At 44.2% G+C, this 24,747-nt stretch carries 18 protein-coding genes; 2 read left to right on the top strand and 16 right to left on the bottom strand.

Annotated features, from left to right (window positions below):
* Positions 1-194 precede the first annotated feature (194 nt).
* The 10 genes from ACG1BZ_RS06160 to ACG1BZ_RS06115 form a co-directional block, all read right to left on the bottom strand.
* Complete coding sequence (locus tag ACG1BZ_RS06160; RefSeq protein ID WP_413664847.1) at positions 195-1,712, bottom strand: MFS transporter; 1,518 nt, start codon at positions 1,710-1,712, stop codon at positions 195-197.
* A 554-nt stretch (positions 1,713-2,266) separates the two neighbouring features.
* Complete coding sequence (locus ACG1BZ_RS06155; RefSeq protein ID WP_413664846.1) at positions 2,267-3,082, bottom strand: hypothetical protein; 816 nt, start codon at positions 3,080-3,082, stop codon at positions 2,267-2,269.
* A 292-nt stretch (positions 3,083-3,374) separates the two neighbouring features.
* Positions 3,375-4,295: a hypothetical protein gene (locus ACG1BZ_RS06150; RefSeq protein ID WP_413664845.1), complete on the bottom strand. Its 921-nt coding sequence runs from the start codon at positions 4,293-4,295 to the stop codon at positions 3,375-3,377.
* A gap of 138 nt (positions 4,296-4,433) precedes the next feature.
* Positions 4,434-5,459 (bottom strand): hypothetical protein, encoded by a 1,026-nt coding sequence (locus tag ACG1BZ_RS06145; protein WP_413664844.1) that lies wholly within the window; start codon positions 5,457-5,459, stop codon positions 4,434-4,436.
* 108 nt (positions 5,460-5,567) lie between these two features.
* The gene (locus tag ACG1BZ_RS06140; protein ID WP_413664843.1) at positions 5,568-6,659 is read right to left on the bottom strand and encodes a hypothetical protein; all 1,092 of its coding nucleotides are present in this window, start codon (positions 6,657-6,659) and stop codon (positions 5,568-5,570) included.
* Positions 6,660-6,765: 106 nt separating this feature from the next.
* Entirely contained in the window at positions 6,766-7,791 is a 1,026-nt protein-coding gene (locus ACG1BZ_RS06135) for a hypothetical protein (RefSeq protein WP_413664842.1), read from the bottom strand.
* A gap of 110 nt (positions 7,792-7,901) precedes the next feature.
* The gene (locus ACG1BZ_RS06130) at positions 7,902-8,990 is read right to left on the bottom strand and encodes a hypothetical protein (protein ID WP_413664841.1); all 1,089 of its coding nucleotides are present in this window, start codon (positions 8,988-8,990) and stop codon (positions 7,902-7,904) included.
* A gap of 387 nt (positions 8,991-9,377) precedes the next feature.
* Positions 9,378-10,172, bottom strand: a complete 795-nt coding sequence (locus tag ACG1BZ_RS06125) for a right-handed parallel beta-helix repeat-containing protein (RefSeq protein ID WP_413664840.1) — start codon at positions 10,170-10,172, stop codon at positions 9,378-9,380.
* Positions 10,173-10,664: 492 nt separating this feature from the next.
* The gene (locus ACG1BZ_RS06120; RefSeq protein ID WP_413664839.1) at positions 10,665-12,299 is read right to left on the bottom strand and encodes a PepSY-associated TM helix domain-containing protein; all 1,635 of its coding nucleotides are present in this window, start codon (positions 12,297-12,299) and stop codon (positions 10,665-10,667) included.
* Between the two features lie 4 nt (positions 12,300-12,303).
* Complete coding sequence (locus ACG1BZ_RS06115; protein ID WP_413664838.1) at positions 12,304-12,675, bottom strand: hypothetical protein; 372 nt, start codon at positions 12,673-12,675, stop codon at positions 12,304-12,306.
* A gap of 437 nt (positions 12,676-13,112) precedes the next feature.
* Here ACG1BZ_RS06115 and ACG1BZ_RS06110 point away from each other — a divergent pair, with 437 nt between their 5' ends.
* On the top strand, positions 13,113-15,173 hold the full coding sequence (locus ACG1BZ_RS06110; protein ID WP_413664837.1) for a TonB-dependent receptor: 2,061 nt from the start codon (positions 13,113-13,115) through the stop codon (positions 15,171-15,173).
* Between the two features lie 90 nt (positions 15,174-15,263).
* Here the strand turns inward: ACG1BZ_RS06110 and ACG1BZ_RS06105 are convergent, their stop codons facing one another.
* Complete coding sequence (locus ACG1BZ_RS06105) at positions 15,264-16,130, bottom strand: hypothetical protein (RefSeq protein WP_413664836.1); 867 nt, start codon at positions 16,128-16,130, stop codon at positions 15,264-15,266.
* Positions 16,131-16,862: 732 nt separating this feature from the next.
* On the opposite strand from ACG1BZ_RS06105, the gene ACG1BZ_RS06100 reads away from it, so the two are divergent.
* A complete protein-coding gene (locus tag ACG1BZ_RS06100; RefSeq protein ID WP_413664835.1) occupies positions 16,863-17,675 on the top strand; it encodes a NosD domain-containing protein in 813 nt (270 codons plus the stop codon).
* A 309-nt stretch (positions 17,676-17,984) separates the two neighbouring features.
* Here ACG1BZ_RS06100 and ACG1BZ_RS06095 read toward each other — a convergent pair whose 3' ends face one another.
* The 5 genes from ACG1BZ_RS06095 to ACG1BZ_RS06075 all read right to left on the bottom strand — a co-directional run bounded on the left by ACG1BZ_RS06095 (position 17,985) and on the right by ACG1BZ_RS06075 (position 24,743).
* Positions 17,985-18,797, bottom strand: a complete 813-nt coding sequence (locus ACG1BZ_RS06095; RefSeq protein ID WP_413664834.1) for a NosD domain-containing protein — start codon at positions 18,795-18,797, stop codon at positions 17,985-17,987.
* Between the two features lie 294 nt (positions 18,798-19,091).
* Complete coding sequence (locus ACG1BZ_RS06090; RefSeq protein ID WP_413664833.1) at positions 19,092-19,934, bottom strand: right-handed parallel beta-helix repeat-containing protein; 843 nt, start codon at positions 19,932-19,934, stop codon at positions 19,092-19,094.
* Between the two features lie 223 nt (positions 19,935-20,157).
* The gene (locus tag ACG1BZ_RS06085) at positions 20,158-20,979 is read right to left on the bottom strand and encodes a right-handed parallel beta-helix repeat-containing protein (RefSeq protein ID WP_413664832.1); all 822 of its coding nucleotides are present in this window, start codon (positions 20,977-20,979) and stop codon (positions 20,158-20,160) included.
* A 249-nt stretch (positions 20,980-21,228) separates the two neighbouring features.
* On the bottom strand, positions 21,229-22,452 hold the full coding sequence (locus ACG1BZ_RS06080; protein ID WP_413664831.1) for a VWA domain-containing protein: 1,224 nt from the start codon (positions 22,450-22,452) through the stop codon (positions 21,229-21,231).
* A complete protein-coding gene (locus ACG1BZ_RS06075; protein WP_413664830.1) occupies positions 22,440-24,743 on the bottom strand; it encodes a DUF5682 family protein in 2,304 nt (767 codons plus the stop codon). Before ACG1BZ_RS06075 ends, ACG1BZ_RS06080 begins: the two co-directional genes overlap by 13 nt.
* Between the last annotated feature and the right edge of the window lie 4 nt (positions 24,744-24,747).

Raw genomic sequence — 24,747 nt, 5'->3', positions numbered from 1 at the left:
TATATATTGGCCGACTTATTTTTTAGGCATAATTAACAATTAAACTTATAGTTACTCGAACGCCTCTCAGAAACCATTCCAGCTGCAATTAGACTTTAGAAAAAATATGAGCTTGCCATTATCAATAACATGCAGATGTATCTGTACATTCGGAGGTGAAGTACTTAACGAGGAACTCCATGGCTTTTTAATGATTAGCCAACGTCATCAAGTGACTTCCCCGTCATTTCTATCCGGTACTTCCAGGTTATCACTGCGCCAATCAAGGAAGTCACCGCTAGTGCATTAAGCAACATACTTGCGCCAATGTCGCTAAGTAAAATTGGAAAAAAAAATGCGATTGCGACACCCCCGAACTTTGAGACGGATGCTGCCAATCCCGCACCAGCACCACGATAGCGGGTCGGGAATACCTCCCCAGCGATTAGATAAGTCTGAGAATTTGGCCCCAGATTATTCATCAAGTTGAACAACATAAGCCCCCCGAAAATGAATGGTAACTGCTGGCTGGTATTTAAAGATTCTCCATAGGCGGCAATAAGAAGGCCTAGTGCACAACCAAGGAAGCCAAGAACTTGCAAACGGATACGCCCCACCCTATCCACAAATATAATTGCTAGAATAACGCCAACTACCAGCATTACATCGATTAATGCTGCCCCTTTCGCCGCCTCGACTTTGTTATGGATTAATTCCGAAATGGAGTGTGCATGAGGTGACGCATATCCAAGCACATTCGCTAAAATTACTGGCGTGAAGATACCAACGCCATAGGTTCCCAAATCCTGCAAAAACCAGGGAATAGAAGAGAGTTTGATTGCTTTTCGAGAATTCTTATCCTGAAGTAAATGCTTAATACTCGATAGTTCACCTATCTTTTTCTCATTCGTCTCCGCTGTGGCAACACTCTTCAATAAGAATCTGGATGGGTATGGCGGATCTCTTTTCAACAGTTGGCTGATAGATTTCTCCGCCTCAGGCATACGACCTTTAGCCAGAAGCCACATCGCACTCTCTGGAATATAGAAACGACCAATCGTGATCAAAATCGCTGGAACAATCGCCGCAGCATACATATACCGCCAAGCTTCCAGAGAGGGATACCAAGAGAGGACCAAAAATGCGAGACCTGTACCCACCAAAATTCCAACAGCCTGAAAACTAAAGGCTCCGAGAACTAACCTGCCCCGCATCCTCGATGCCATACTTTCAGAGATCATCATGTGAGCTGTGGGATAATCACACCCAAGCGCCAATCCCAGACCAAATAATGAAATAACAATCACGAGATAAGAATCTGCGAAGGTCAATATCACCAGGAAAAAGATAAACATGATCATCTCAGCGATGAACATTTTCCGCCGGCCATAATGATCGCTGAGCCCTCCTAGGGTTATCGCTCCAACCAGAATTCCAAACAATGTCGCCGATGTCACAAAGCCCATACTAAAGGCGGTCAAACCAAATTCTTTAGCAATTAAAATATGGGATACCCCAGTCATGAAGACGATCATTCCCTCAAAAAATTTACCAGCTGTCGCAAGCCACCAAATTCGCCACTGCATTGGCGTAAAAATATTCTGCGGAATCGAGGTTCCATCACACCAAACGGGAGTTTCATCAATGTAATAGTCAGCCGAATGGTGTTCGCTGAACCGGGCATTTTCAGCCAATGACGGATTTGGAGTGCCATCGGGCTCATTTCTCTCCATAACTACTTCTTTAAATACCCCAGTGAATTATGGCGAACACTAGCATAAAGTGATAACAACTAAGTGATCGAATATCAGCATTAAGAAAGATTCGAAAGCATGGTCTGTTACTACATTAGACTAAGGCGGTCGGTGATGCTTTTGCAGGTAAAGACATACCATAAGGCAGCTACTATTTTCAGCCCTTGAAGTCTGAACTACTACAACTAATTATATAGTGGGCATACTATTATTCAGGTAATTAGTTAACTACGACAAACTACCAACATTAAGGGTTTTGAAACTTTACTAAAATTAAAGGTGGGCACGATATGGCATCCGCACTGCTCAACTTTTCTTTTGCCTTCACTTCCGCAATTTACAGTTTCACAAGGATACATGGAAATACCTTCAGTGAAATTCGTCCCCATATCAATGACAGTCTCATTTTGTCTTCTCCTGATATTAGCCATGGCGCTAAGACAAAAGAGGTTCTAATCAGAGCTATATAGCTTTGGATGGCATACTTATTGAGCAAGCAACACGCTATTCTCCCACCAATAACAAGAATTCAATTATTCCAAGCAACTTGGGCTAGCTGTATCGAATATGTTACCAAACCAAGTATTACTGGAGAGGCAAGCATCAGGAGTCTCATCTACCAAATCACCTTCACCATTACTACCAGTCACCTGATTTCCAGAAATAATGTAGTTCATTGAGGGTGGATCCACTATATCAAAATCCATCATGATACCGCTATCTGAAGAATTCGATATCACATTCTGCACCACCAATCCATTAACAGTTGGAGGCTCTATAATAATTCCAAAAATAGATCCATCAATGGTATTCTGAATAACCTGACTGAAACTACCCGCAATGACAATCCCTGCTATGGCATCACTATTACCGCTTAGAGAGTTCCCTGAAATATGACTGAAATCCCCATTGAGTTGAAAACCAATGCTACCAGGGCCACCTGAAAGAAACATTGAGCCATTAATAGAATTGTTGTCACTCTCCACTATAAAACCCACCCCTGGACTATCAGAAATCAAACCTTGAACTGAATGAAATCCATCGCCTTCTAAAAAGACAGAAATTCCACAAGTGCCTATGGTACCTCCTACTAATACTGCTCCTAAACCTTCAAGAGAGATCCCTGCGCTATCACTATCTTCACAAGTAAGTACATAACCGTTCATGTCCAGGCTTCCGGAAGGCCCTTCTATTGTGACCTGTGTATCAAGATCACAGGAAATATCCTGACTGAGAACTTCTGCAGTCGTTATCGTATCTCCACACTGAACATCTGCTAGAGAGAAAATTGGCTTTGATATAAAGATTGTTAATAATGCCAATGATGCACATACCTTCAGATTCATCATTTTCTCGAGAATAAATGTTTGCTAAAGAGTTTTGATATACGAAGAAGTATAGCAACAATTAAAGCAAAACTTTAAATGCCTCCGAAATCTATGCTTATGCGTTTTTAATGACGCATTAAAAGTCTTCTCACCTTACTAGAACCTTTTTATTTTTAATGTGCAATTGGAAAAGCCCGAACCAGCCGAGTTATTCAAACAATCCTATCAAGTGATGCGTCACTAAATAACTCTAGGGAAATTATCGGCGCGTCCGTTGTCTAACCTGATATAGAATTGGCCGCTAAAAGCCAACTTACTGAAGCCCTTGCACAGTATTACTATTTCCAAATTGAGTGGCAGTAGCTATATTACTTACTGTTCCCTGCGTTATCCCCACTTGGTTGGAATCACCATCCTGTACAACCGCTGCAGTATTAAACCCCTGAGTCTGGTTAATTACGGACTGATTAAGCAAGCCATTTAACTGGAAGGTTTCAGCAAAATTAAACTGACTCGTTTGCCCTGTCGCAGCAACATTGATACCGCCGCGCTGTTCGGTAATTGCAGTATTGAATTCACCCACCTGATCATGAGTCGCCTGAAGGCTAGTACCACTTTGCAGGATATAACTATCATTTCCTAGAATTTCTTGAGTAACTGTTACGAAGTTATTATTACCACGCTGAATTACAAAAGAACTGGAGCCGACGACAAACTTCTGCTCAATTTCCACTCTAACAGCATTTCCCACCTGGACGCCAGAAGCATAGCTGTCACTCGCGGTAGTTTGTGATATGTTAAATCCTCCATTGTCACCCGCTTGAAAAAGAACCGCTATATTTCCAAAGCTATTATTATCCTGAAAAATTCCAGAACTACTATTATTACCAAACTGCCGAACAACAGCCGAATTATCACCGGCATTGGTCTGTAAGATGGATACATCAAGTCCTATTCCACTCTGCAAGACAAAAGCAGAGTTATTTTCAGAATTAGCTTGAAGTGAATTAACCGTGCTCATCGTGCCAAACTGATACTGAACAGAGGTTGAGTTAGTTGTGACCCCCCTCTGCTGTACAGAGGCAGATAGATTACTACCAATCTGCCTCTGTACAATAGTGCTAGATTCTGTCAAAAAAATCTGAGTTGCCGTAGCCTCATTATTGGCACCAACTTGTAGTTGAATGATAGTACTTCCATTCACGCCAGGATCACTCTGATCAGCTTCTGCCATATTACCTTGCCCGATTTGAATGAGCTGGTAGGTATTGTCAGCAGCTATCCCTACTGCACTGGAAATCGAAAATAGAATGCAGGCCATTAGAGAACCGTACTTCATTACCGAATACTCCCTTTCGTCTGATAATATCAATTACTGAAGCCCCAAAACTGTATTATTGTCACCATACTGGGCGGAAGCAGCTAAGTTCCCAACCGTAGTTTGACTAAGCCGAGTAGAATTACCAACCCCGGTTTGTACGGCAGCCGCTGTATTAAATACCTCCAACTGTACGATTAACGATTCATTTAGCAAGCCACTAAACTGAAGTGTTTCAGCAGAGTTAAACCCTACACCTTGCACAGTTTCAGCGGTATTTATTCCACCAAATTGCTCTGTATATGCAGTATTAAAAGCACCAACCTGTTCATGTACAGTCTCAAGACTGGTTCCATTCTGTAGTATAAAGCTATCATGCCCTAAATCCCCCTGGGTAGATTGAGCAAAGTTGTTATTTCCTCCCGCCTGTATAATGACAGCATTAGATAGTGAAGCCGAATTTTGCTCGATAACCAATTCCAGCAAGTTGCCCGCCTGAAAACCTGTTGCAGTATTCGCTGACCCCATAAATTGATTAATAAGGTAAGAGAGATTCCCCCCTACTTGAATCATAACCCCCTGATTGCCAGCACCATCTCTTTGCGCAGTAGAACCATTATTATTAACCCCTATCTGAGTTACACTAGAAGAATCATCAATACTGTTTTGGTGATCCACCATTACTCGGTTAGAAGAACCCACTTGTACAATTGAGCTTGAGCTACCTATAGACTCAAACTGCAACGAAGAGCCAAAATTATTATCCCCAATCAAATTAATTGTCGAAGATGTAAAAATAGTATTCCCTTGAAGAGAAGCTGCTGAGTTTGAATCTCCAATTTCGACTTGAACGATACTACTTGACACTACTAGTCCGCTCCGGATCACCTCTCCGTCATTATTACTACCAATTTGCACTTGAATTATCGTACTGTCCACTACGACTGCATCACTATGATCAGTCGAAGCCATATTATCATCACCGATTTGAATAAGTTCGTAGGTATTATCAGTGGCTGCAGCTACCACTCCAGCCAACATCAATATAAAACCTACACCAATGGGTTTGCACTTATTCATCTAACACTCCTTTAAGAGGATTAACCAAGCACAATTTTCGACATCAAATTTATAGCGCCAATCCAGCAAACTGCTCATCCTTGATCCAGCTATAAAAGCTCCGCAAGATTACTGAAGTCCCAGCACAGTATTACCATCACCAAACTGTGCAGAGGTAGCAAAATTTCCTACTGTAGCCTGACTGAGACGTGTAGAGTTTGTATCACCGGTCTGTGTCGCACCGGCAGTATTAAATGCATCCAGCTGCACAACAACTGCATTATTGAGAATCCCGCTAAACTGCAAGATATCTGAAGTGCTAAAATCACCGCCCTGAGCAAGCTCAGCAAAGTTCAGTCCACCAAATTGCTGGATAAACCCCCTACTAAAGTTACCTATCTGATTCTGAATCCCTTCTAAGCTGGTTCCATTTTGGAATCCAATACTAACGTTACCCACATTTTCCTGACGACTTTCAAAAGAATTATTATTATTATTTTGATAGATGAATGAACGAGAACCATAAGCAGAAACCTGAAATGCCTGAGCATTTAGTGCATTTCCCGTTTGCACTGTAACCTCATTATTACCAGCCCCACCGTTCTGGGTAAGTGATAGAGTATTCATTGACCCAAACTGAAATCCACTTGCCGAACTGACCTGACCAGATTCCTGGGTAATTGTTATATTACTTGAATCACCTAAAGTTATTCCGCTGGCAGAAATATCCACACTGGAATTTTGTATCACATTAGCAGTATTACCATCACCAATGCTCACGATATTTATAATACTTCCTAAAGTGCTATCTTGAACAAGACCGTTGACATTACCGTCTCCTAGCTGTACGGAATCAATGATAGATAGTAAGACCCCATCTTGTGAAATACTTGAAATATTACTCGAACCAATCTGTGTAACTGTGACACTGGTTAAAACAGAAGCGCTTTGCTCAACTTCTGCAGTATTACCTTGACCCAACTGAACTACAACTATTTCGCTAGATTCGGTAAATGATTGCTGCTCTCCAGTAGTATTATTGTTATTCCCTATTTGCGTTTGGCTAATTAGACTATTGGTAACACTGGGATCGCTTTGCTCACCCATTGCTGTATTTCCTGACCCCACTTGAATGAGGTCATAGGTGTTATCGGCAGCTACAGAGGATATACTGACTATCACAAGTAACACACCTACCGAGAGAGGCTCAAATTTAGTCATCACTAAACCCTTTGGGAGGAAAAAAATCGTCTCATATTGTGAGTTTTAGACAGCCTCCCCATATAATAAGGGAGACTGGACCTCCTAATGAACTTAAATCAACAAGTTACTGAAGTCCCAATACCGTATTGTTATCACCATACTGGGCAGAACCTGCAAGGTTTCCGGCTGTTGTTTGGCTAAGCCTTGTAGAATTGCTGGCTCCTGTTTGAACAGCAGCCGCTGTATTAAATCCGCCAAACTGCAATATCAAAGATTCATTAAGTAAACCACTAAACTGGAGTGTTTCTGCAGTGTTAAACCCAACGGTCTGTATCGTTATAGCCGTGTTTATTCCACCAAACTGCTCCGTATACGCTGTACTAAATAGCCCCGTTTGCTCAGTTTCGGCTCCAAGGTTGGTTCCATTTTGAAAAATAAAACTATCATGTCCTAAACCTACCTGACTCGAAATCGCAATATTATTATTCCCACCTGCTTGAATCCCTACAGAATTAGATGCTGAGGCAAAATTCTGGCTAAGAGACATTGAGAGTAAGTTACCAGCCTGAAAACCTGTTGCAGTATTCATCGCACCAGCGTTCTGACTCATAAAAAAGCTGAGGTTTTCACCCGTCTGAACCATCACTCCCACATTACCAGATGCATCCGCCTGAGAGCCAAACCCATTATTATTAACCCCTACCTGGTTAATACTTATGGAATTATTAAAACTACTCGCTTGTTCAACGAACATGGTATTACTGGAACCCGCCTGGAAAATATCACTTACATCTCCCTCCGTATCAAACTGCTGGGAATTACCAGTATTACTTTCTCCATATTGAGCAACTGTAGAGGTCGTAGATATCGCACCTTCCTGCAGCACATCTGACATATTGGCGGTACCAACTTGTCGCTGGATAACTGTACTAGATATAGTCAAGCCTTCCTGTGTTACCTGAGCATTATTAGAATTGCCAATTTGTACCTGAATGACGGTACTGCCAACTACCGTTATCTCACTCTGATCCGCTGACGCGGTATTACCATTACCAATTTGGATAAGCTCATAAGTGTTATCAGCAGCCACTGAAAAAGCGCTAACCATCGCAGCTAAAATACCCACCGAAATAGGCTTAAACGAATTCATTACTAACTCCTTAAAGCAGCAGGCAATTAGGCTTGCCGCCGCTAATTTTTTGCAGAGCCAAAGAGCGTGACAGATATGCCCCTTATCACTTCAGCACTCGAACCTATCATTTACTGAGTCAACAGACCCACATTACCGTCCCCTACTTGAGTAGTAGACACAGTATTATTAGCGTTGGCTTGTGTAAGAGTGATCTGATTTGAGTTTCCTAGCTGGGAAGTGGAACTGGCATTAAAGCTAGCCAGCTGAGTGACCATTACAGAGTTTCCTGATCCCCCTAATTGCATAATATCTACACTATTAAAGGCACCTGCCTGATCGATTTCAGCAGTATTGGTGCTGCCATGCTGTTCCGTAGAAACAACACTAAATTCTCCACTTTGAGTAATGTCTACACTATTTGATTCACCAAATTGCTGAGTGTATGCCTCGTTGTAGACACCGGACTGAGAGTGCCAGGCTTCCAGGCCTTCGCCTTCCTGGCGAATTTCACTGTAGTGCCCGATAGATTGCTGCAGAGTATTTGCGCTATTACCTGTGCCATCCTGAACCACAATTGCAGTAGAATCAAAGGCAAGAATATGACTTATATTTAACGTATTGGAACTTCCATATTGCTCAGTGGTAATACTATTCCCTACGCTTGCAGTTTGTGTCACTGCCGCATTCTGCGCACTACCTTCTTGATGCATAGAGATAGAGTTTGCTGCCGAGCCAGTCTGCGATACACTCAGAGCGTTGGTATCTCCCACCTGAACAATACTAATAAATTCATTCAGTGTATTTGTTTGAGTAAATGAGGCTTCATGATTATCCCCAATTTGCACTATCAAAATAGTACTTAACTCGGCAAACTCCTGCGCAGGTGTCGCTGAGTTATTATTCCCAATCTGCTCCACTAAAATGCTTGATAATACAGAGCCTGCCTGAGTTGCCTCAATATAGTTACTATCACCTACCTGTGATTGCTGAATCAAACTAAAGGAAGTAAATAGGTTCTGAGTGGCATACACCTCATTATCATCGCCCACCTGAACTTGGATTACTGTATCACCAATGGCAGAAGGGTCACTTTGGTCCGAGTTAGCGGTGTTACCCGACCCTACCTGAAGGACATCATAGGTGTGATCTGCGGCAAAAGCGGCAGTACCGCTCATTGAAAGTAAAACAGCTGCTGCGATAGGTCTGTACATGTTCATCTAATACTCCTTAACGATGACAAGTCCAGCTAAATAGCTTTTACGACAATTTTTTCAGGAAAATAGCATCATTGAGTAAAACAAATATTGAGGTTGTGGCGTGTAATACACGCCACATAGGGGGAGCGGTGACAGATGATTGACTAGATCCATAAGCCAAACTCAAACTACTTCGCATACAAACAACAATATTGCGATACTTCTTGAGTGATACAACGATGCTGTAAACAGTATTGCTGAGAGAAAAATGCTTTTCTATGAGAGATTAGTTGTGTGCTAATGGGAAGAAAGTGCTCTACTTTCGCTGCCTAGCATCAAAAGATTGAATACAGTTTCCTAGAAAGTGAAGGAGCAGCCAAAAACTTCGACTGCTCTGTAGATTATTACTTACTCTAAACAACTTGGATCTGCCGTATCGAAGATATTTCCGTACCAGATATTGGTAGACATGCAAGCATCCGGATTTGGATCAACCAAGTCACCATCCGGGTTTCCCGTTGCTATATTTCCGGTAACCAAATAGTTGCTTTGATTGCCTCCTTCCATTGATATCCCTGCCTGCCCATTATTTGTCACTATATTTTGAACAACCAAGCCACCAGATGAAGGCTCTATTACTATTCCACCTTCATTATTATCATCACAAAAATTTTGTGCAACAAATGCATTGTCGCCACTAATAGTAATTCCACTAAATGGTGCTCCAAGATTATCTACAAGAGAATTCCCAATCGCACTATTGTTTGCACCATTAAGGTCTATACCTCGATCAAAAGCGCCAGTAACAGTAGATCCATTTACGATATTATTTTCACTTACCAACCAAATACCTGTAGAGAGACCATCTTGCACCGTCATCGATTGCACGCTGTGAAATCCATCTCCATTTACAAAGATTCCTATGTTACACCCATCAATCATGCCATTTGAGAGGACAGCAGAGTTACCCAGCACTTCAATACCTATAGCAGCTCCACCTCCACACTCCAAGGTGAACCCATTCAAATCTAAACTTCCTGTTGGCCCCTCAATCGTTAGCGCGGGCGTACTACCACAATTTAATATGTCTTCAGTAAGAATCTCTGCAGTTGTAATAGTATCTCCACACTCCACCGCAGCCACTGACACAAAGGGAAGAGCCAATATTGCTGACACCAGAAGCTTCACATCCATTAGTTTCATGAGCCAAACCTTTAAGTCTATAAAAACAACAATTAAAGAGAGTTCGCATCCGAAGATTTTACTTTTAACGGAGGCGAAGCATTTTTTAGTCTAGCTACGGTTATTAACTTAACGATAAGAATATTTTCTCATACCTTAAAGGTTGAAATTAAAACAAATTGACACTGAACAATACTTTCGCCATAGGACGTAATAAAGCCCAAGCACATCAAACGAGGTAACGCCTTTATTTAAATTAGCGCCTTCTATTTAGCAAGTAGTGATACAAAGATTATTAGCTTTTAAACGCTTTCTATTTAATCCGGATCAAAATCTGATGAAAAGGAATGGGCAGGCTATTCAACTTATTTATATGCGCATAAGCACAAGAATTGGAGTCAGCCTGTCTAGCAATGCCTATAGGTACATTAGGCACGAACTAAAGGTAAAACAATCATCCCAATGATACCCATATATCATCAAAAAAGGGGCTCTGAATAGAGCCCCTTTTTATTATCCCGATGCCTGTGGATGGGTATCAGGTAAAGGATCTCGAATACTATTCTCTATCACGGGCTTCTTCACAAACTCAGACCAGACACTGTCCGCTTCGATTTTTGCCTGCCGCTTGCGAAGATGAACCAAAAGTAAAATAAATGATGCACCTATGAGTAGCGTAACAAAGTCAACCGCCCATACCTGGGTAGCAGCCCCCAGCAAATCACCTTTGATAAGTGAGCTAATTGGTATCAGGAAAATAGTGGCAATACAGAAGGCAAGAAGCTGTCGAGCAGCAGCCATGGGACGACGTATAAATGCCCAGATCAGCGCAAATAAGAACCCTGTGTAATAAGCGGCTTTCTGCCAAAACTCAATATCCACCTGCGCATGGGGCAGCCATTTAACTGCCAGCATACTGGCGGCTATGCCCAGAATAGTACCCAGACCAACGCCCACTGTAAGCTTTGCCATTACCATTGATGAGGTTGTTTGTACCGGTAGAGTCCCCTGCCCTCTGCGTTTTTTACGGCGGCTTTCAATCCACAGCAGATTGCCGGTGAGGAATATCAGCGCTCCCATAATGCCGAGAATAAAGTACACCCAGCGCACGGCATTTCCACCAAAACTGCCAAAATGCAGCGAGAAAAAACTCATTACTGCGCCACTGTACCCATTCAAGTTGCTGGGTAGAAAGCTGCTATAGGGAATCTCCCTTTGATAGGGATTACCGAGCACATAGCCGTACTCAGCACCGCGCACCACCTCACCATGCATGATTCCACCTACACGCATGCGTGGACCGCGAGTATCCAGATTTAAATAGAGGATTTCCGCTATTTGGAATTTGGGCTCCCGCTCCTGAATCGCAGCTTCCAACTCTGTGACCGGTACCAACTCAGAGAAATTCTTCACCTCTGCTGGCGCCGGGCGAGTGAACATAGGGGAATCACCGTAGACCGCCACGCGCAGGGCACCATAAAGCGGATCATGGAAGGCAAATACAAAGGCGGTAAAAGCAATAATCAAGTGAAACGGCAGCGAGGTGATACCCAGTACATTGTGAAAATCCAGCCAGTAGCGCTTCCGGTTCTTACCCTTTCGGAGTACCAATAAATCCTTGAACCAAGTGGGCAGGAAAACAATCAGGCCCGAAATTAGCGCCACAAAATACAGAGCCGCCACAACACCCAATACATAAGTACCAAAAGCATCGTGGCCCTCGCCACCGGGAATACCGGCAGTGCGATGTAAATGGTCGACAAATTCGCCAATGGCGGAAACTGTAAAACTTTGAGTGATTAGCTCCCCTTTCTCATTGAAACTCGCATACCAGAGAGTATGGTCATGGGTTTTTTCATCCTCTATTTCCCAACTCACCGGTGCCGCCTGTAGACCCGCCAGTGGCAATTGGACAGTCATCTGTTTTGCTGCTTCCGGGTGCGCCTGCAGAACCTCGGAAATAAGGCTGTCATACTGATCGATAGAAATACTTGGCAGGGTAGTCTCAGGCTGCAGGGCCCATTGATTGAGGGGCCCTTTAAACATGGTCAGGGCACCAGCGACAAAAGCGATATACAGAAACAAGCCCGCAAGAATACCGGTCCAGGTATGCACGCTTTTATAAGTTTTAATCAATTCAACGCGCATATTCTTAGACTCCGAATCTCGCTACCCACAACAGGGTAAACAGCACCAAATTTAGCCCCAGGTAGAGAGACAACATACGTCTGACACTAATGAATAGGTAAACCAGACTCACAAATGTGAGCCAGACAGGAGTGATCAGCCACATCACAAATTGGCTTTTATCGTCGACCACTACATCACCGGGGCCCCACAGAGCAATCAACCCAGCAATGGCAACTGCAATGGGTAATCCCAAGAAAACCGCACAAAGGCTTTTAATCCACCAGTGGGGTTTGTAGCCTTCCAGCCCTTTTTGAATTCGCTTCTTTTTCTTTGCCAAGACTTTGCCCGGCTTGTCCAATACACCGCTAAAAGGCAGCAATCCCAGCGCTAACATAAAAGTGCTAAGAAGCGTAAAGGAAGCTGACGTTGCCGAAAAATTTTGGTGGAAAAGTGCCCAGGAAATGACAAGGAGCGCAAAACTGATGAGAAGAGCGGGGTAAAACTGGATTGGTCTCTGCTCACGCCACTGCTGATTGGGACAGCCTAAATAAAAGACAGAAGACGCAAGGAGACAACTCAATAGGCCGAGTCCCGTTAAAACTGAGGAATACATTTCTAGTTTCACTTAAGGGTTAGAAGCACTACCACTAAAGTGGTAGAAAATTGTTTGCCAGGCACTGATTAATCGGTGCAGCTAAGCCGTTGCCAGACCAAATAATAGTGAGAGTTTATTGCGGCAATTCCCTATTTGCAAATAAGAATGATTAGCATTATATTCGCTGCCGATCTTCCTTGTCGTCCTGACTTCTTTACCTTGCTAGGGATTACGCTATGTATAAACGCCACCTGCTCAGCAAAGCCGTTTCACTCACTATTCTTACTTCGATTGGAGCGACTGCGATCGCCGCAGATGAGAAGAAAGAAGAGTATGCGCCGCAGGCAATGGAAAATGTCATTGTTATTGGCGAGAAAACAGAGCGCTCCCTCAAGGAAACCACGTCTTCGGTATCCGTGATTACCGAAGAAACCTTAAATAGCATGCAACACCTGAGCATTACCGATGCGGTGTCTAATATCTCTAACGTGGTGGTACTTTCCGGCGCTACTCCAGATATTCGCGGTGTGTCCGGTAACGGTTCAGCCACCGGCTTTAACTCCTTTACCGGTGGTGCCAAAGCCCGTGTCTCCACGTTAATTGATGGTGTCGCCGAGCCATTTGTTGCAGACCTCACGGGTGATTCCGGTATTTGGGATGTAGAACAAATTGAAGTATTTCGTGGACCCCAGTCTACCAGCAATGGCCGTAACAGCATTGCCGGCTCTGTATTTATCAAAACCAAAGATCCCAGCTTCGACTGGGAAGGTGCAGCTCGCGTAGGTTACCGCGACCAGGACGGCTACATCGATACTTCTGGCATGATTTCCGGCCCAATTGTTGATGATACCCTCGCCTTCCGCCTGACGGCCCAGCAACTCACCGGCGACACTATCAGTAATGCCCAAGAGTATGAGGGCAACCCCGCTGACTTCGACCTGAACACTCTGGAAACCGAGCGACTGAAAGGCAAGCTTCTGTGGACACCCACTGAAAAGTTAGAGGCATTATTTACTGTGTCCACTAACAGTGAAGAGGGAAATACCGGGCGTATGTACTACACCCTAACCGGTGTTGATGACTACGAAACATACTTCTATCGCGATATGGACACTGAATCCACAACTACCAGCGTTAAAGTGGATTACCAGATCAACGATTATATCTCTATTGAAGTCCTGGCAGCTTATATGGATTACCAGTGGGGCTTTGATTCCTATGAAGAAGAAGCCACCAGCCAACAGTATGTTCGTATGGACGAACAGAACACCACCATCGATGCAAAGTTAAACTTTGGTCTCACCAGTGACACCCTGCACGGCTTTATCGGCTTTGCACACTTCGAAAGAGAGCAAGACTTTAATAGCTCCAACAGCGTTACTTATTTTGGTGACGATGAAAGTACCTCCACCGCTATTTATGGTGAAGTTACCTATGCATTAACTGATAAATTAAATCTGATCAGTGGATTGCGTGTTGAAAATGAAGAGCAAAATCGTAATTTTAACTTCAATAATGGCTTCTTAATTGCAGGTTTGGATACTGATAAAACCATCACCCTCCCTAAACTCGCTTTGCAATACGACTTGACTGAGGACACTATTGTTTCTGCCAGTGCTCGTAAAGGCTACAACGCAGCAGGTGGTGCCCTAGATTTTAGCGCAAGTGACTATTACAACTACGACGAAGAAACCGTTAACACTTATGAGTTAGCAGTACGTAGCTCTTTGGCAAATGGCACCGTCAGCCTAAACGGTAACCTGTTTTTCAATGAATACTCCGGCTATCAGGCACTCAGCTCTACTCGCAAAATTGTTAATATGGATACAGTAGAGACCTATGGTGTTGAACTCGAAGCTATCGCAATGCTGACTCCGCAATGGGAATTACGTGCCGGACTCGGACTACTGGAGACTGAAATCACCGATGCCGGTGCTGATTATGCAGATGCTGACGGCAACGAACTCAATTCCGCGCCAAATGTCACCGCTAATCTAGGCACAAAATACTGGATTAGTGATGCGCTTAGCGTAGGTCTCTCCGCCAACTATGTAGGCGAGTACTACGGTGATTTCACCAATACTGAAGAGCGGGTTGCCGGCGATTACACTCTCGCCCGCCTGAATGTTAACTATGAAGGTGAAGATTGGAGCATCGCAGCCTATGTTAACAATGCCTTTAATGAAGAAGGATTTCTCACTATTGAACCGGCAGTAGAAGGTGGCCACTACCCAGATGGCTACGCAGCCATTGTTGAGCCACGCAATGTTGGTTTATCTGCTACCTACCGATTCTAAATAGCGACGTTATTACCCGCTAAAAATCCGGCCCTGAATGAGTTTATCTCACACAGGGACCGGAATTCCGATATCGTCCTAAGCCTCGCCCTACTGCACAATTATTACCATATTGCTGTTTCCAATCTGGGAAACATTAGCATTTTGAAAATCGTTAACCTGGCTAACGGTAAACATATTTAAGTTACCCTGCTGTAATGCCGTAGCAACACCATTCGCTCCGCTTTGGATAGTCGAACCCATATTAGTCAAACCGATCTGAGTGGTACTTGCCAAATTAAAGCTGCCAGATTGAGCGTGGATAATAGTGTTAAATTCATTTTGCTGACTAATAGCACTGGTATTATTATTATCTGTTTGATTCACAGTAGCATTATTACTATTTCCCAACTGACTTAATGTGGAAGTGTTAGTGTCGGATACAAATTGCGACACGGTAGCCACATTCAAATTCCCTTGCTGGGCAGTTACCGCCGAGTTCGTCGTGCTGTTGGTTTGAACAACCGTACCGGTGTTGTTGTCACCCACTTGATTAATAACTGCTGTATCAGTAGTACTACTCGACTGTGTAACAGTGGCAAAGTTAACCAGATTGAACTGATTTATAGTTGCAACACTGGTTGTAGATGCCACCTGATTAATTACGCCAATATTAGTATTCCCATTTTGAGTAATAACGGCAGCCACAGTATCAGATGAATTTTGAGCAACAGTGGAAGTATTTAAATTCCCTGTTTGTACCTGATTAACTGTGCTTCCGGTATTTCCGTTTACCTGAGTGGCAGTGGCTGTATTAGTGTCTCCAGTCTGGGTTTGGCTGATAAAGTTAAATGTAACGGTTGGATCACTTTGATCTGCTGTCGCGTTATTACCTACTCCATTTTGGTTCTGAACCGCAACATTGTTGGAAGCAAAAACACCCTGACTTGCAACAGCAAGCAGGACCGCAGCCGCCAACGGGGCACACCTTTTCATATTTATCTCCTTAGAATATGAAATGTCGCTAAATTAAGATTCTTATACTGCATCAACACACAAAATTAATTAGCACCATATGCAACAACATTAAGAGAAAGCAATTTACGATCAGCTGCGCTTAATTTTGCTAAAACAAATACCGGAACTTCAGCATTTATGCTTATAAACTCTTGCTTCTCAAGGACTCAATCCCCAGCTTCCTTCAGGAATCTATGCTTGATGCTGTGTTGAGTCTTATCTCCGATGGCACTTTCAGCAATAGGAGAATAGTGCGGAAAATATAGGAAGAAAGTTCCCCCCCCTATTTAGGAAAACAGCCATACTGTAGGCGAATCCATTATTTTTAACGCCATCACTACACACATACAACGAAACCTCTCAAACACACCCTCTCTTAATATCAACCAGGCCACAAACCACTCTAGAAAATCACGCCCTCACTAATTGACACGCCACCAAAGAACAATTATGGAAACACTACGCATATTTGAACCGAAAAGCCAACCTTTAAACTCATCTATAAAACACCAAATAATAAAAATCCAACTCCTCCAGCACATATCCCATCAACATAGTTAATCAATAGGAATTATTCTCCATAAATATGAGAACAACTTCCTATTGTCATCAACCAAACAAAGACCAAAATTCGAGATATTTACACCCTATCAACCACTTCAAATATCAGACAATCACAATAGGAATATATCAATGAAGGCGATTTTAAATATTAAAACATCAATAATCGCAGCAGCAAGCTGCTGCTTAATAAGTGCACCGGGCATTGCTTTAGCCGTAAGTTGTGGTGATGTAATCTCTACTGCCGAAGTATTGGATGCGGATATATCTAATTGTGCGATTTCTCCTGCCATCACAATAATGGGCCCTACCGGTAGTCTCGATCTCAATGGATTTTCATTATCCTGTGATGGCCTGGCTGGCACAGGAATTCTACTGGAAGGAACTACAGCTGTACTTATTAATAGCCAAGCATCCAGTGGCATCATTACATCATGTGATATAGGCGTATCTGTAGAAGGCAGCGGCCTTCACAATGTCATCGGCGTTACAACGCAAGAAAATGGATCTTTGGGAATGTCAGTCAGTAGCAGTCGCAATATTGTCAGCGGCTCAATCAATGACTTTAATTTTGGTAATGGCATTATCGTTCTCGGCGACTGGAATAGTTTTTTTGAAGTAAGCGCCACCAGCAATGGGGAAGGTGGCATTATTATCTCAGGAGATAACAATCAAGTTTTCCAAAGCACCGCCAGAAATAATACTTTTTCTGGAATAGCAATCCAAGATGCAAACTACACCAACATTACACTAAACACTACATCCAGTAATAATGAATACGGTATTTCAGTAAGTAATTTTGGGCAAGTAGGGAATTTCGTAACAGGAAATACTGCTGAATCTAATGATATAGATGACCTATTTGATGATAATACTCCTGCCTGTGTAGGAACCACATGGTACGGTAATATTTTCAGCTCATCAAATGACGCCTGCATAAACTAGCTTAAAAACAATTGCGGGATTCAAGGCATTAAACTTCTAGCTTTTGAATCCCGCATAAAAACAATTAACGCTTATCTATACCTTACTTCTGAGAATATCCCTCTATAACTGAACCAGCCTAGCAAACCAAACGCTCCTCTCACTACATCAATCCACACTGGCCGACTGGATATCCCTCAGGAATAAATATGAAAACGAAAATCTAAAGGGAGATCAGGCTTTCAGCAATTACACTAGCTGCAGTATCCGTAATACTGTGGCGATACCATTAAACTGCCTGCAAGCCTATCAACTTATCGTAAAACGCTATTAATTTGACGTTACACAATCTCCGGAGGTAGTAGCGTCAGGTGAATTCCCAACCCAGCTATTTAAACAGGGTGAACTATTATTATCTTGCAGATCAAAATCTATATTGCTGAAAACAGTATTCCCAACAATCACATTGCCAGACTGCCCCAAAAGTTCCAGTAAGATTCCAGCGGTATTCGCCCCTCCAATCCCACTCATTGAGACGGTATTTTGGGCAACCGTATTACCATCTGCTTTACCAATTAAGATACCATTTAATGTGCTTCGACTGATCTCATTGCTTACAATAAGATTGTTATTACCCTCTAACTGAATACCATTCTCTAAATTATCTAGGATCGAGCTAGAAGACACATTATTATTATCACCAGCTATAAATATGCCGGTGCCACTGTTTTTAAATATTCCTGACTGAATAACAGAGTTAAAACTACTATTAACAGCGATCCCTGATATATCTGTTCCATCTACTCTGATTGCCTGTATATTGTGGGCTCCAGTTCCATCCAACGATATTCCGATGTCACATAGTGTTACCACACCATTTGATAGGAAAGCCGCAACACCGTCAATCTGGATACCAACAGCAGAGCCATCGCACCTAAGGGTGTACTCTGCCATGTCTAGGCTACCCGTAGGCCCCATTATCGTTAGTGCCGGTTCTGTTGAGCACACAAGATCCTGATCAAGTACTTCAGGACTAGTAATTGTGTCACCACAATCAACCGCAAAGGCGGAACTACCTAAAGCAAAGTATAAAATACCAGGTACCACAAAGTGCCTAGCGGATCCCCTAAATTCATACACCATACAATCCTCCTTGAATCACCTTAACAATCATATCCCTCAGCCAACCAAAAGGCTGGGCTATCTCACGCAGACAAAATAACTATAGAATATATCCCTTGTAGTCTTAGCTAACCTCACCAGCAAAAAATCACACACAATAATAAAACCTATGGGAAATAGAGATAGACGTAAGGCACCTTTAAAAAGACTTGCGGCACGTCTCATGAAATTTTTGTAGAGCAAAGACATTAACTCTAGAGATCTGAAGGCAAATAATGAACTGCCTTCAGATTCAAATTTAAAACTAAATTAATGTTACTGTGATGTCACACATTCACCAGAGGTAGTAGCATCAGGAGAATTTCCTATCCAGTTATTCTCACAGGGGGCAGAGTTGTCATCTTGCAAGTCAAAATCCACATTGCCAGAGACAGTATTGCCTACGATATTGTTTCCAGTCTGGCCAAATAGCTCCATTAAGATTCCTGCAGTATTTGACCCTTGAGTGCCATTATTCTCCACCGTATTCTGGCTGATAAGACAGCTACTGGCGTTATTAATTTGTATTCCAGTTAAAGTATTATCCGATACTGTATTTGACGATATTATTGAACTGCTACCATCTACCTGTATACCCGTTATTTCATTTCGACTTATGTCATTAGAAAACAGATTATTTGTTTCCCCCGCGATTATAATACCTGTACCTGCATTATCCGATATATTTGATATGGTTAGCGTATTATTACTACTAACAAATTCAATACCAGAAGAAGTATTACCAGAGGTGTTCAGGCCGAACAAATTATGAATACCGGAACCTTCTACAGAAATACCTGTATTGCAATTAGATACAAACCCATCCTGTAACACCCCGCCCGATATTATGGCCGCAAAGCCATCGACCAAAATTCCCACTGTAGTTCCATCACAACCCAGCGTATAACCATTCAAATCCAGATATCCGGTCGGCCCAGTTACAGTCAAAGCCGGGGTAACATTGCAGAGCAAATCTTGATCCAGTATTACCGGACTGGTTATGGTGTCTCCGCACTCAACAGCACCATTTGCTAGTGAACACAAAGATGCAGACAATAAAGAAGCCGCCAAAGAAGTTATCAATGCCTTGCTTATCACAGATCGAGATATAAAGCTCACGAGAGTCCTCCCAAATAAAGCTCAAATACAGAAAAGATATGTCATGCTGATTTTGAGTCAAAAACTGGTAACAGCCATGGGAAATTTGTCCGCAAAATTTAGTAAAATAGTTTAAGCGGGGAATGGAGCATATTGATATACAAGCTACAGGAATATAAATTGTAAAAGATAACACCACTACCGAAGCCACCATAGTGGCACTATCTTTTTATATCCGTATATTTCAATCCAGGCAGCTAGGATCTACAGTATCAAAAGTATTATTTCGCCATAAATTTGTACCATTGCAGGGATCACTGTTTAAATCTTGCGCATCGAAATCTTCATTGAGAATCCCCACATTTAAAATGATCAAATTATATTGCTGATCAAAACCATTCATTAAGATTCCTGCCGCTCCTGCACCTGAAGTGCCATTATTTTCCGATGCATTTTCAACGATCCAGCTATTACTGGAATCATTAATCTCTATTCCTGAGCCCATATTCTCAAAACAGAAATTCTCTGTTATATATGACCGATCACCATCTATCTGGATACCACTCAGGGTATTTTCCTCAAAAGTATTCTGGAAGACATTATTTCTCTCCCCACTAACAATCAGTCCAACCCCTGTATTTTCCTGAGCGGTACAGGCTGTCATATAGTTGCTATTGCTCACTAACTGAAATCCAGCGCTGGCATTTGCCGTGGCCGATACCGCTTGAATATTATGGAATCCATCTCCATTCGCTAAAACACCCACCTCACAATCTGCAACCTGCCCTCCTCGAAGTAGCGCAGCACGCCCCTCTAACAGCACTCCAACTTCACTACCATCACATTGAACCTCGTACCCGGTCATATTCAGGCGTCCATCAGGGCCTATCACAGTTAAAGCAGGGCTGACATCACAAGTGAGATCCTCATCCAAAGTAACAGATGTGGTAATCGTATCCCCACATTCAACATCATCCGCAATCACTGGCTTGGAAATGGAAATGTTGGATATCCCGATCATTGAGACAATGGCGATTTTATAGAGACTTGAACGAGGGAGTTTCATCAAATTTTTCCTTAGCGCTGTGTTCGTTATTCATAGTCCAGGGTCATGCCTAGGTGATTTTGATCCAGCATTAAGAAAGAACCATGAGAAATTATTCCTAATAAAATGGGAATTTAGTTTGGGTTTTATGTTTAATATGCGCCAATACGGCTACGATTTTATGGATTTTATTAAAGAAACGAGAGTTAGGGAGATGGCCAAATGATGGAGTGGGCGTCGCCCCTGCTCCATCATTTAGTGGATAAGAATTTAGGCTTTTGGCCGAACGGCTTTGATATCCTGATCTGCAGCCCAGTTAAGAACGTCATCACGACGCAGCGCCGTTGCCATCAGGTCCGGGAATTGATCCGGTGTACAGGCAAAAACCGGAGAGCCTATCGCAGCAAACTCTTCCGCCAGCGACTGGTCATAAGATGGACGCCCATCATCACTGAGTGCCAGTAAGGTAATCACATTTACATCCTGGCGAACAAGGTTAGCAACCCGTGCTTTTAACTCCTCTTCATTCCCCCCTTCATACAGGTCGGTAATCAGGATTAAATGTGTCTTGCCAGGCCGTTCAATTTTATCCTCGCAATAAGCCACCGCCTGGTTAATGTCTGTGCCACCTCCCAGTTGCACGCCAAATAAAACGCTGACCGGGTCTTCCAATTCCTCAGTGAGATCGACAATTGCGGTATCAAAGCAGACCAGTTTGGTTTTCACTGCCGGTATTGAAGCCATTACTGCTGCAAAGATTGAGCTGTACACCACCGATGTCGCCATGGAGCCGGACTGATCGACACATAGAATGACTTCATCCAGGTCCGCAAGCCGGCGGCTTTGTCGCATAAAACCAATCAACTTCTCAGGCACCACTGTGTGGTAGTCATGTTGGTAGTGCCTGAGATTTTGCTGAATAGTTCTATGCCAGTCGATATCGGCAAAACGCGGCCTGAAACTGCGTTTTGATTTATTGACAGCTCCCCTAACCGCTTCTGTGGTCTTTCGCTCCAAACGCTCCATCAGCTCATCGACCACTTTCTTGATGACCTGGCGAGCAGTCTCAATAGTCTTCTCGGGCATCACTGAACGAAGACTAACCAAGTCTGCGACCAGGTGAACATCCGCTTCAATCGCTGACAAAAACTCAGGCTCCATGAGCATCTGCTTGAGGCCAAGGCGTTCAAACGCATCGCGCTGGACAACTTGTACTACAGAAGTCGGAAAGAACTCGCGGATATCACCCAGCCAACGGGAAACTTGTGGCGACGAGCGGGACAAACCACCTCGACCTTTTTTACCAGACTCCGAGTCTCCGCTGCCATAAAGCGCACTTAACGCTTGGGACAAACGCATATCCCGCTCAGAAAGCCCGGACTCACCTTCATCAGCCCCTAGCACCAAGCGCCAACGGCGTTCCTTTTGCTGGTCTTTATCGACCGTTACCTCATCGGGTTGTTGCCCTTCAGACACTTCGTTTACTGCGCCCATGTCTTGTCCTTGTGGATTAATTTGCCGATACGCAATAGATGCTCTGACCACAGCGGAAAAACTTCGGGATTAATGGCTTTGGATACCGAGTGGTTAGATCGGGCACCGAGTACCAGCTCCATCATGCGCCGACGCTCCATCGCATCGAGACTGGAAAATACGCGTCGGAACAAGGGCAAATACTCGATAAATATTTCTTCGTCCAGATGCAGCAACCAGCGCTGTACCGCTCCCATCAATACCGGGTCGTACAGCAGGCGCTCAACCGCTTCAGCAAAAAAGCCCTCAAAAAATCGTGCTGCATCGGCGGCAGCTACCGCTGGAGACAGGGATTTTTCCAGCAATTGCTGTAACCGATGTCCATCAAATCTTTCAGCCTGATACAAAAGACGCGCACAAAGACCGCTGACCTGTAAACTGGAAAGAGAGCTGTCTACCAGTTGCTCGAAGGCTTGCCACCAGTCCTCCATAACTTCATCACCCAACTCTGCCAATTGCAGTGCCTGGTGAGCGCTGTGAATACTATTTCGCAGCCGTAGTGACTCTGCATCGTTAAGATTGCGACAGGCGTACGGCAGGGCCAGGGCAGATTGCATGGCTAAGCGTTCTACCAGGCCGGCAACTTGCTCCAACGCTAATTCTCGCGCGGTACCATAGCGTTGTACCTGGATTAACGCCGGCAGGCTGTCGAGAAGCTCGATACCGTCACTGGCCAGAGCCGCTCTCTCGGCCAATCGCTTCAGCCCCGCTTCAGAAGCCCGGTGCAACTGAGATTCAAGGGACAGCAAAACCACTTCTGCTAATTTGCCCAAATGACTCTCAGCCGAGATCGCCTCGATAAGTTTATTGTTAGCCGCTTGCTCAATGGTGGAACCGTAAACTAAGTTTTCCACCAACTTAACTGCATACTCCGGCTGCCAGCTGAGCACCCAGTTTTCCCGGAAAGTACCGCGACTTTTTCCGGTATGGGAGGGTTTACCCCAAGGCACTTCCAGCACAGCAAGACGGTGCAGTAACGTAGATTTATTCAGGCCGATATCACTGCGTAAATCCAGGGAAACTTCTTTATCCAGAGCCGTGGGCTTTAGCTTGGTCTTTTTCTGCCAGCGCTGTAGATCCTCCAGCAGGGGCACCAGTGGGGCATCCTCGGGGATAGCCCCAACTTGCTCACCCAGAAGCAACTCTCTTTCTACCTGTTGCCAAATAAGGCGCTCGCCAAAACAGAGGCAGGCCACAGCGGCTTCAATAATTTCTTCAAACCCCGGAGCTGGACGATTTCTAACGGCTGCCAAACTGCGACTCAGACGCACGGCTTCAATAACCGAAGCCGTAGAGACCACTTGTCCACTTTCGCGCAATGCGCGCACCAGCCGCCCAAACCAAAGCTCCAGCCACTGCTCGCCGGTGCCCTCGCGCCAAATATGCTGATACCACATAGGTGCAGCAACCCCAGCCCCGTAACCGGAAGCCATCGCCAATCGCGGCGATGTCCAGGGAATCCAGGTGGTTTTCACTTTGCTCTTGGGCAATTTCGCCGGCAGCTGTTTAATCAGTGCGCGGTCATCTTTTGCTGTGTGCTTTTCACGAAATGCCGGTAAGTGCCAGGCCCCGCAGACTACAGCGACCTCACCTTCCACCCCTTTCTTTTCTTTGGCAATTTCCAGGCGCATATAGGCTTCGCGCAGTAAATCCCTTTGCGACAACGGCGCGGTTTCAGTTATTTCTCCGCGCAGCGCGGTCATCGCCGACTCTACCCGGGAAAATATCTCCGCACTGTCATCGTTATTCTGCTCGATCAGGTCATTCCACCAGGCCTCACCATCTTCATAACCCGCCAGCTTCGCCAAAAGGCCGATAGGATCAGAGGTATCAGATGGTGGCTCTGGCTCGCCTGCCACCGCAGGGGAATCAGACTCTCCGCCGTTTTGCTCCGCTTCAGGGTCCTGGGCTTCAGATTGGAGTAACTGCGCCAGCTGGATATTAATGGGCAGATCAATGAATTTAACTTCTACCCCCTGTTGTACAGCCCACAGGCAGGCCTGGTACTCAGGGGAGTATTCCACAAACGGGTAGTAAAGGCTGGAGCCGGGCGACTCTGCGGCATAGCCGAGTAGCGCTACCGGCGGCTGCATCTGTGCGCTAGCCAGCAGAGGCAGTAATTCACTGCAATCAGCGGGGCCCTCTATCAATACTTTTTTTGGCTTCAGCTGATCCAACGCGGCGACAAGTCGCCGCGCAGAACCGGGCCCGTGGTGCCGAATACCAAAATAATGACAATCCACCTTGGACACGGGA

The organism is Microbulbifer sp. CNSA002 (assembly GCF_047324085.1).
Classification (GTDB): Bacteria; Pseudomonadota; Gammaproteobacteria; order Pseudomonadales; family Cellvibrionaceae; genus Microbulbifer.
The sequence above is the reverse complement of the archived record's forward strand: the minus strand, read 5'-3'. Positions and strand labels throughout refer to the sequence as shown.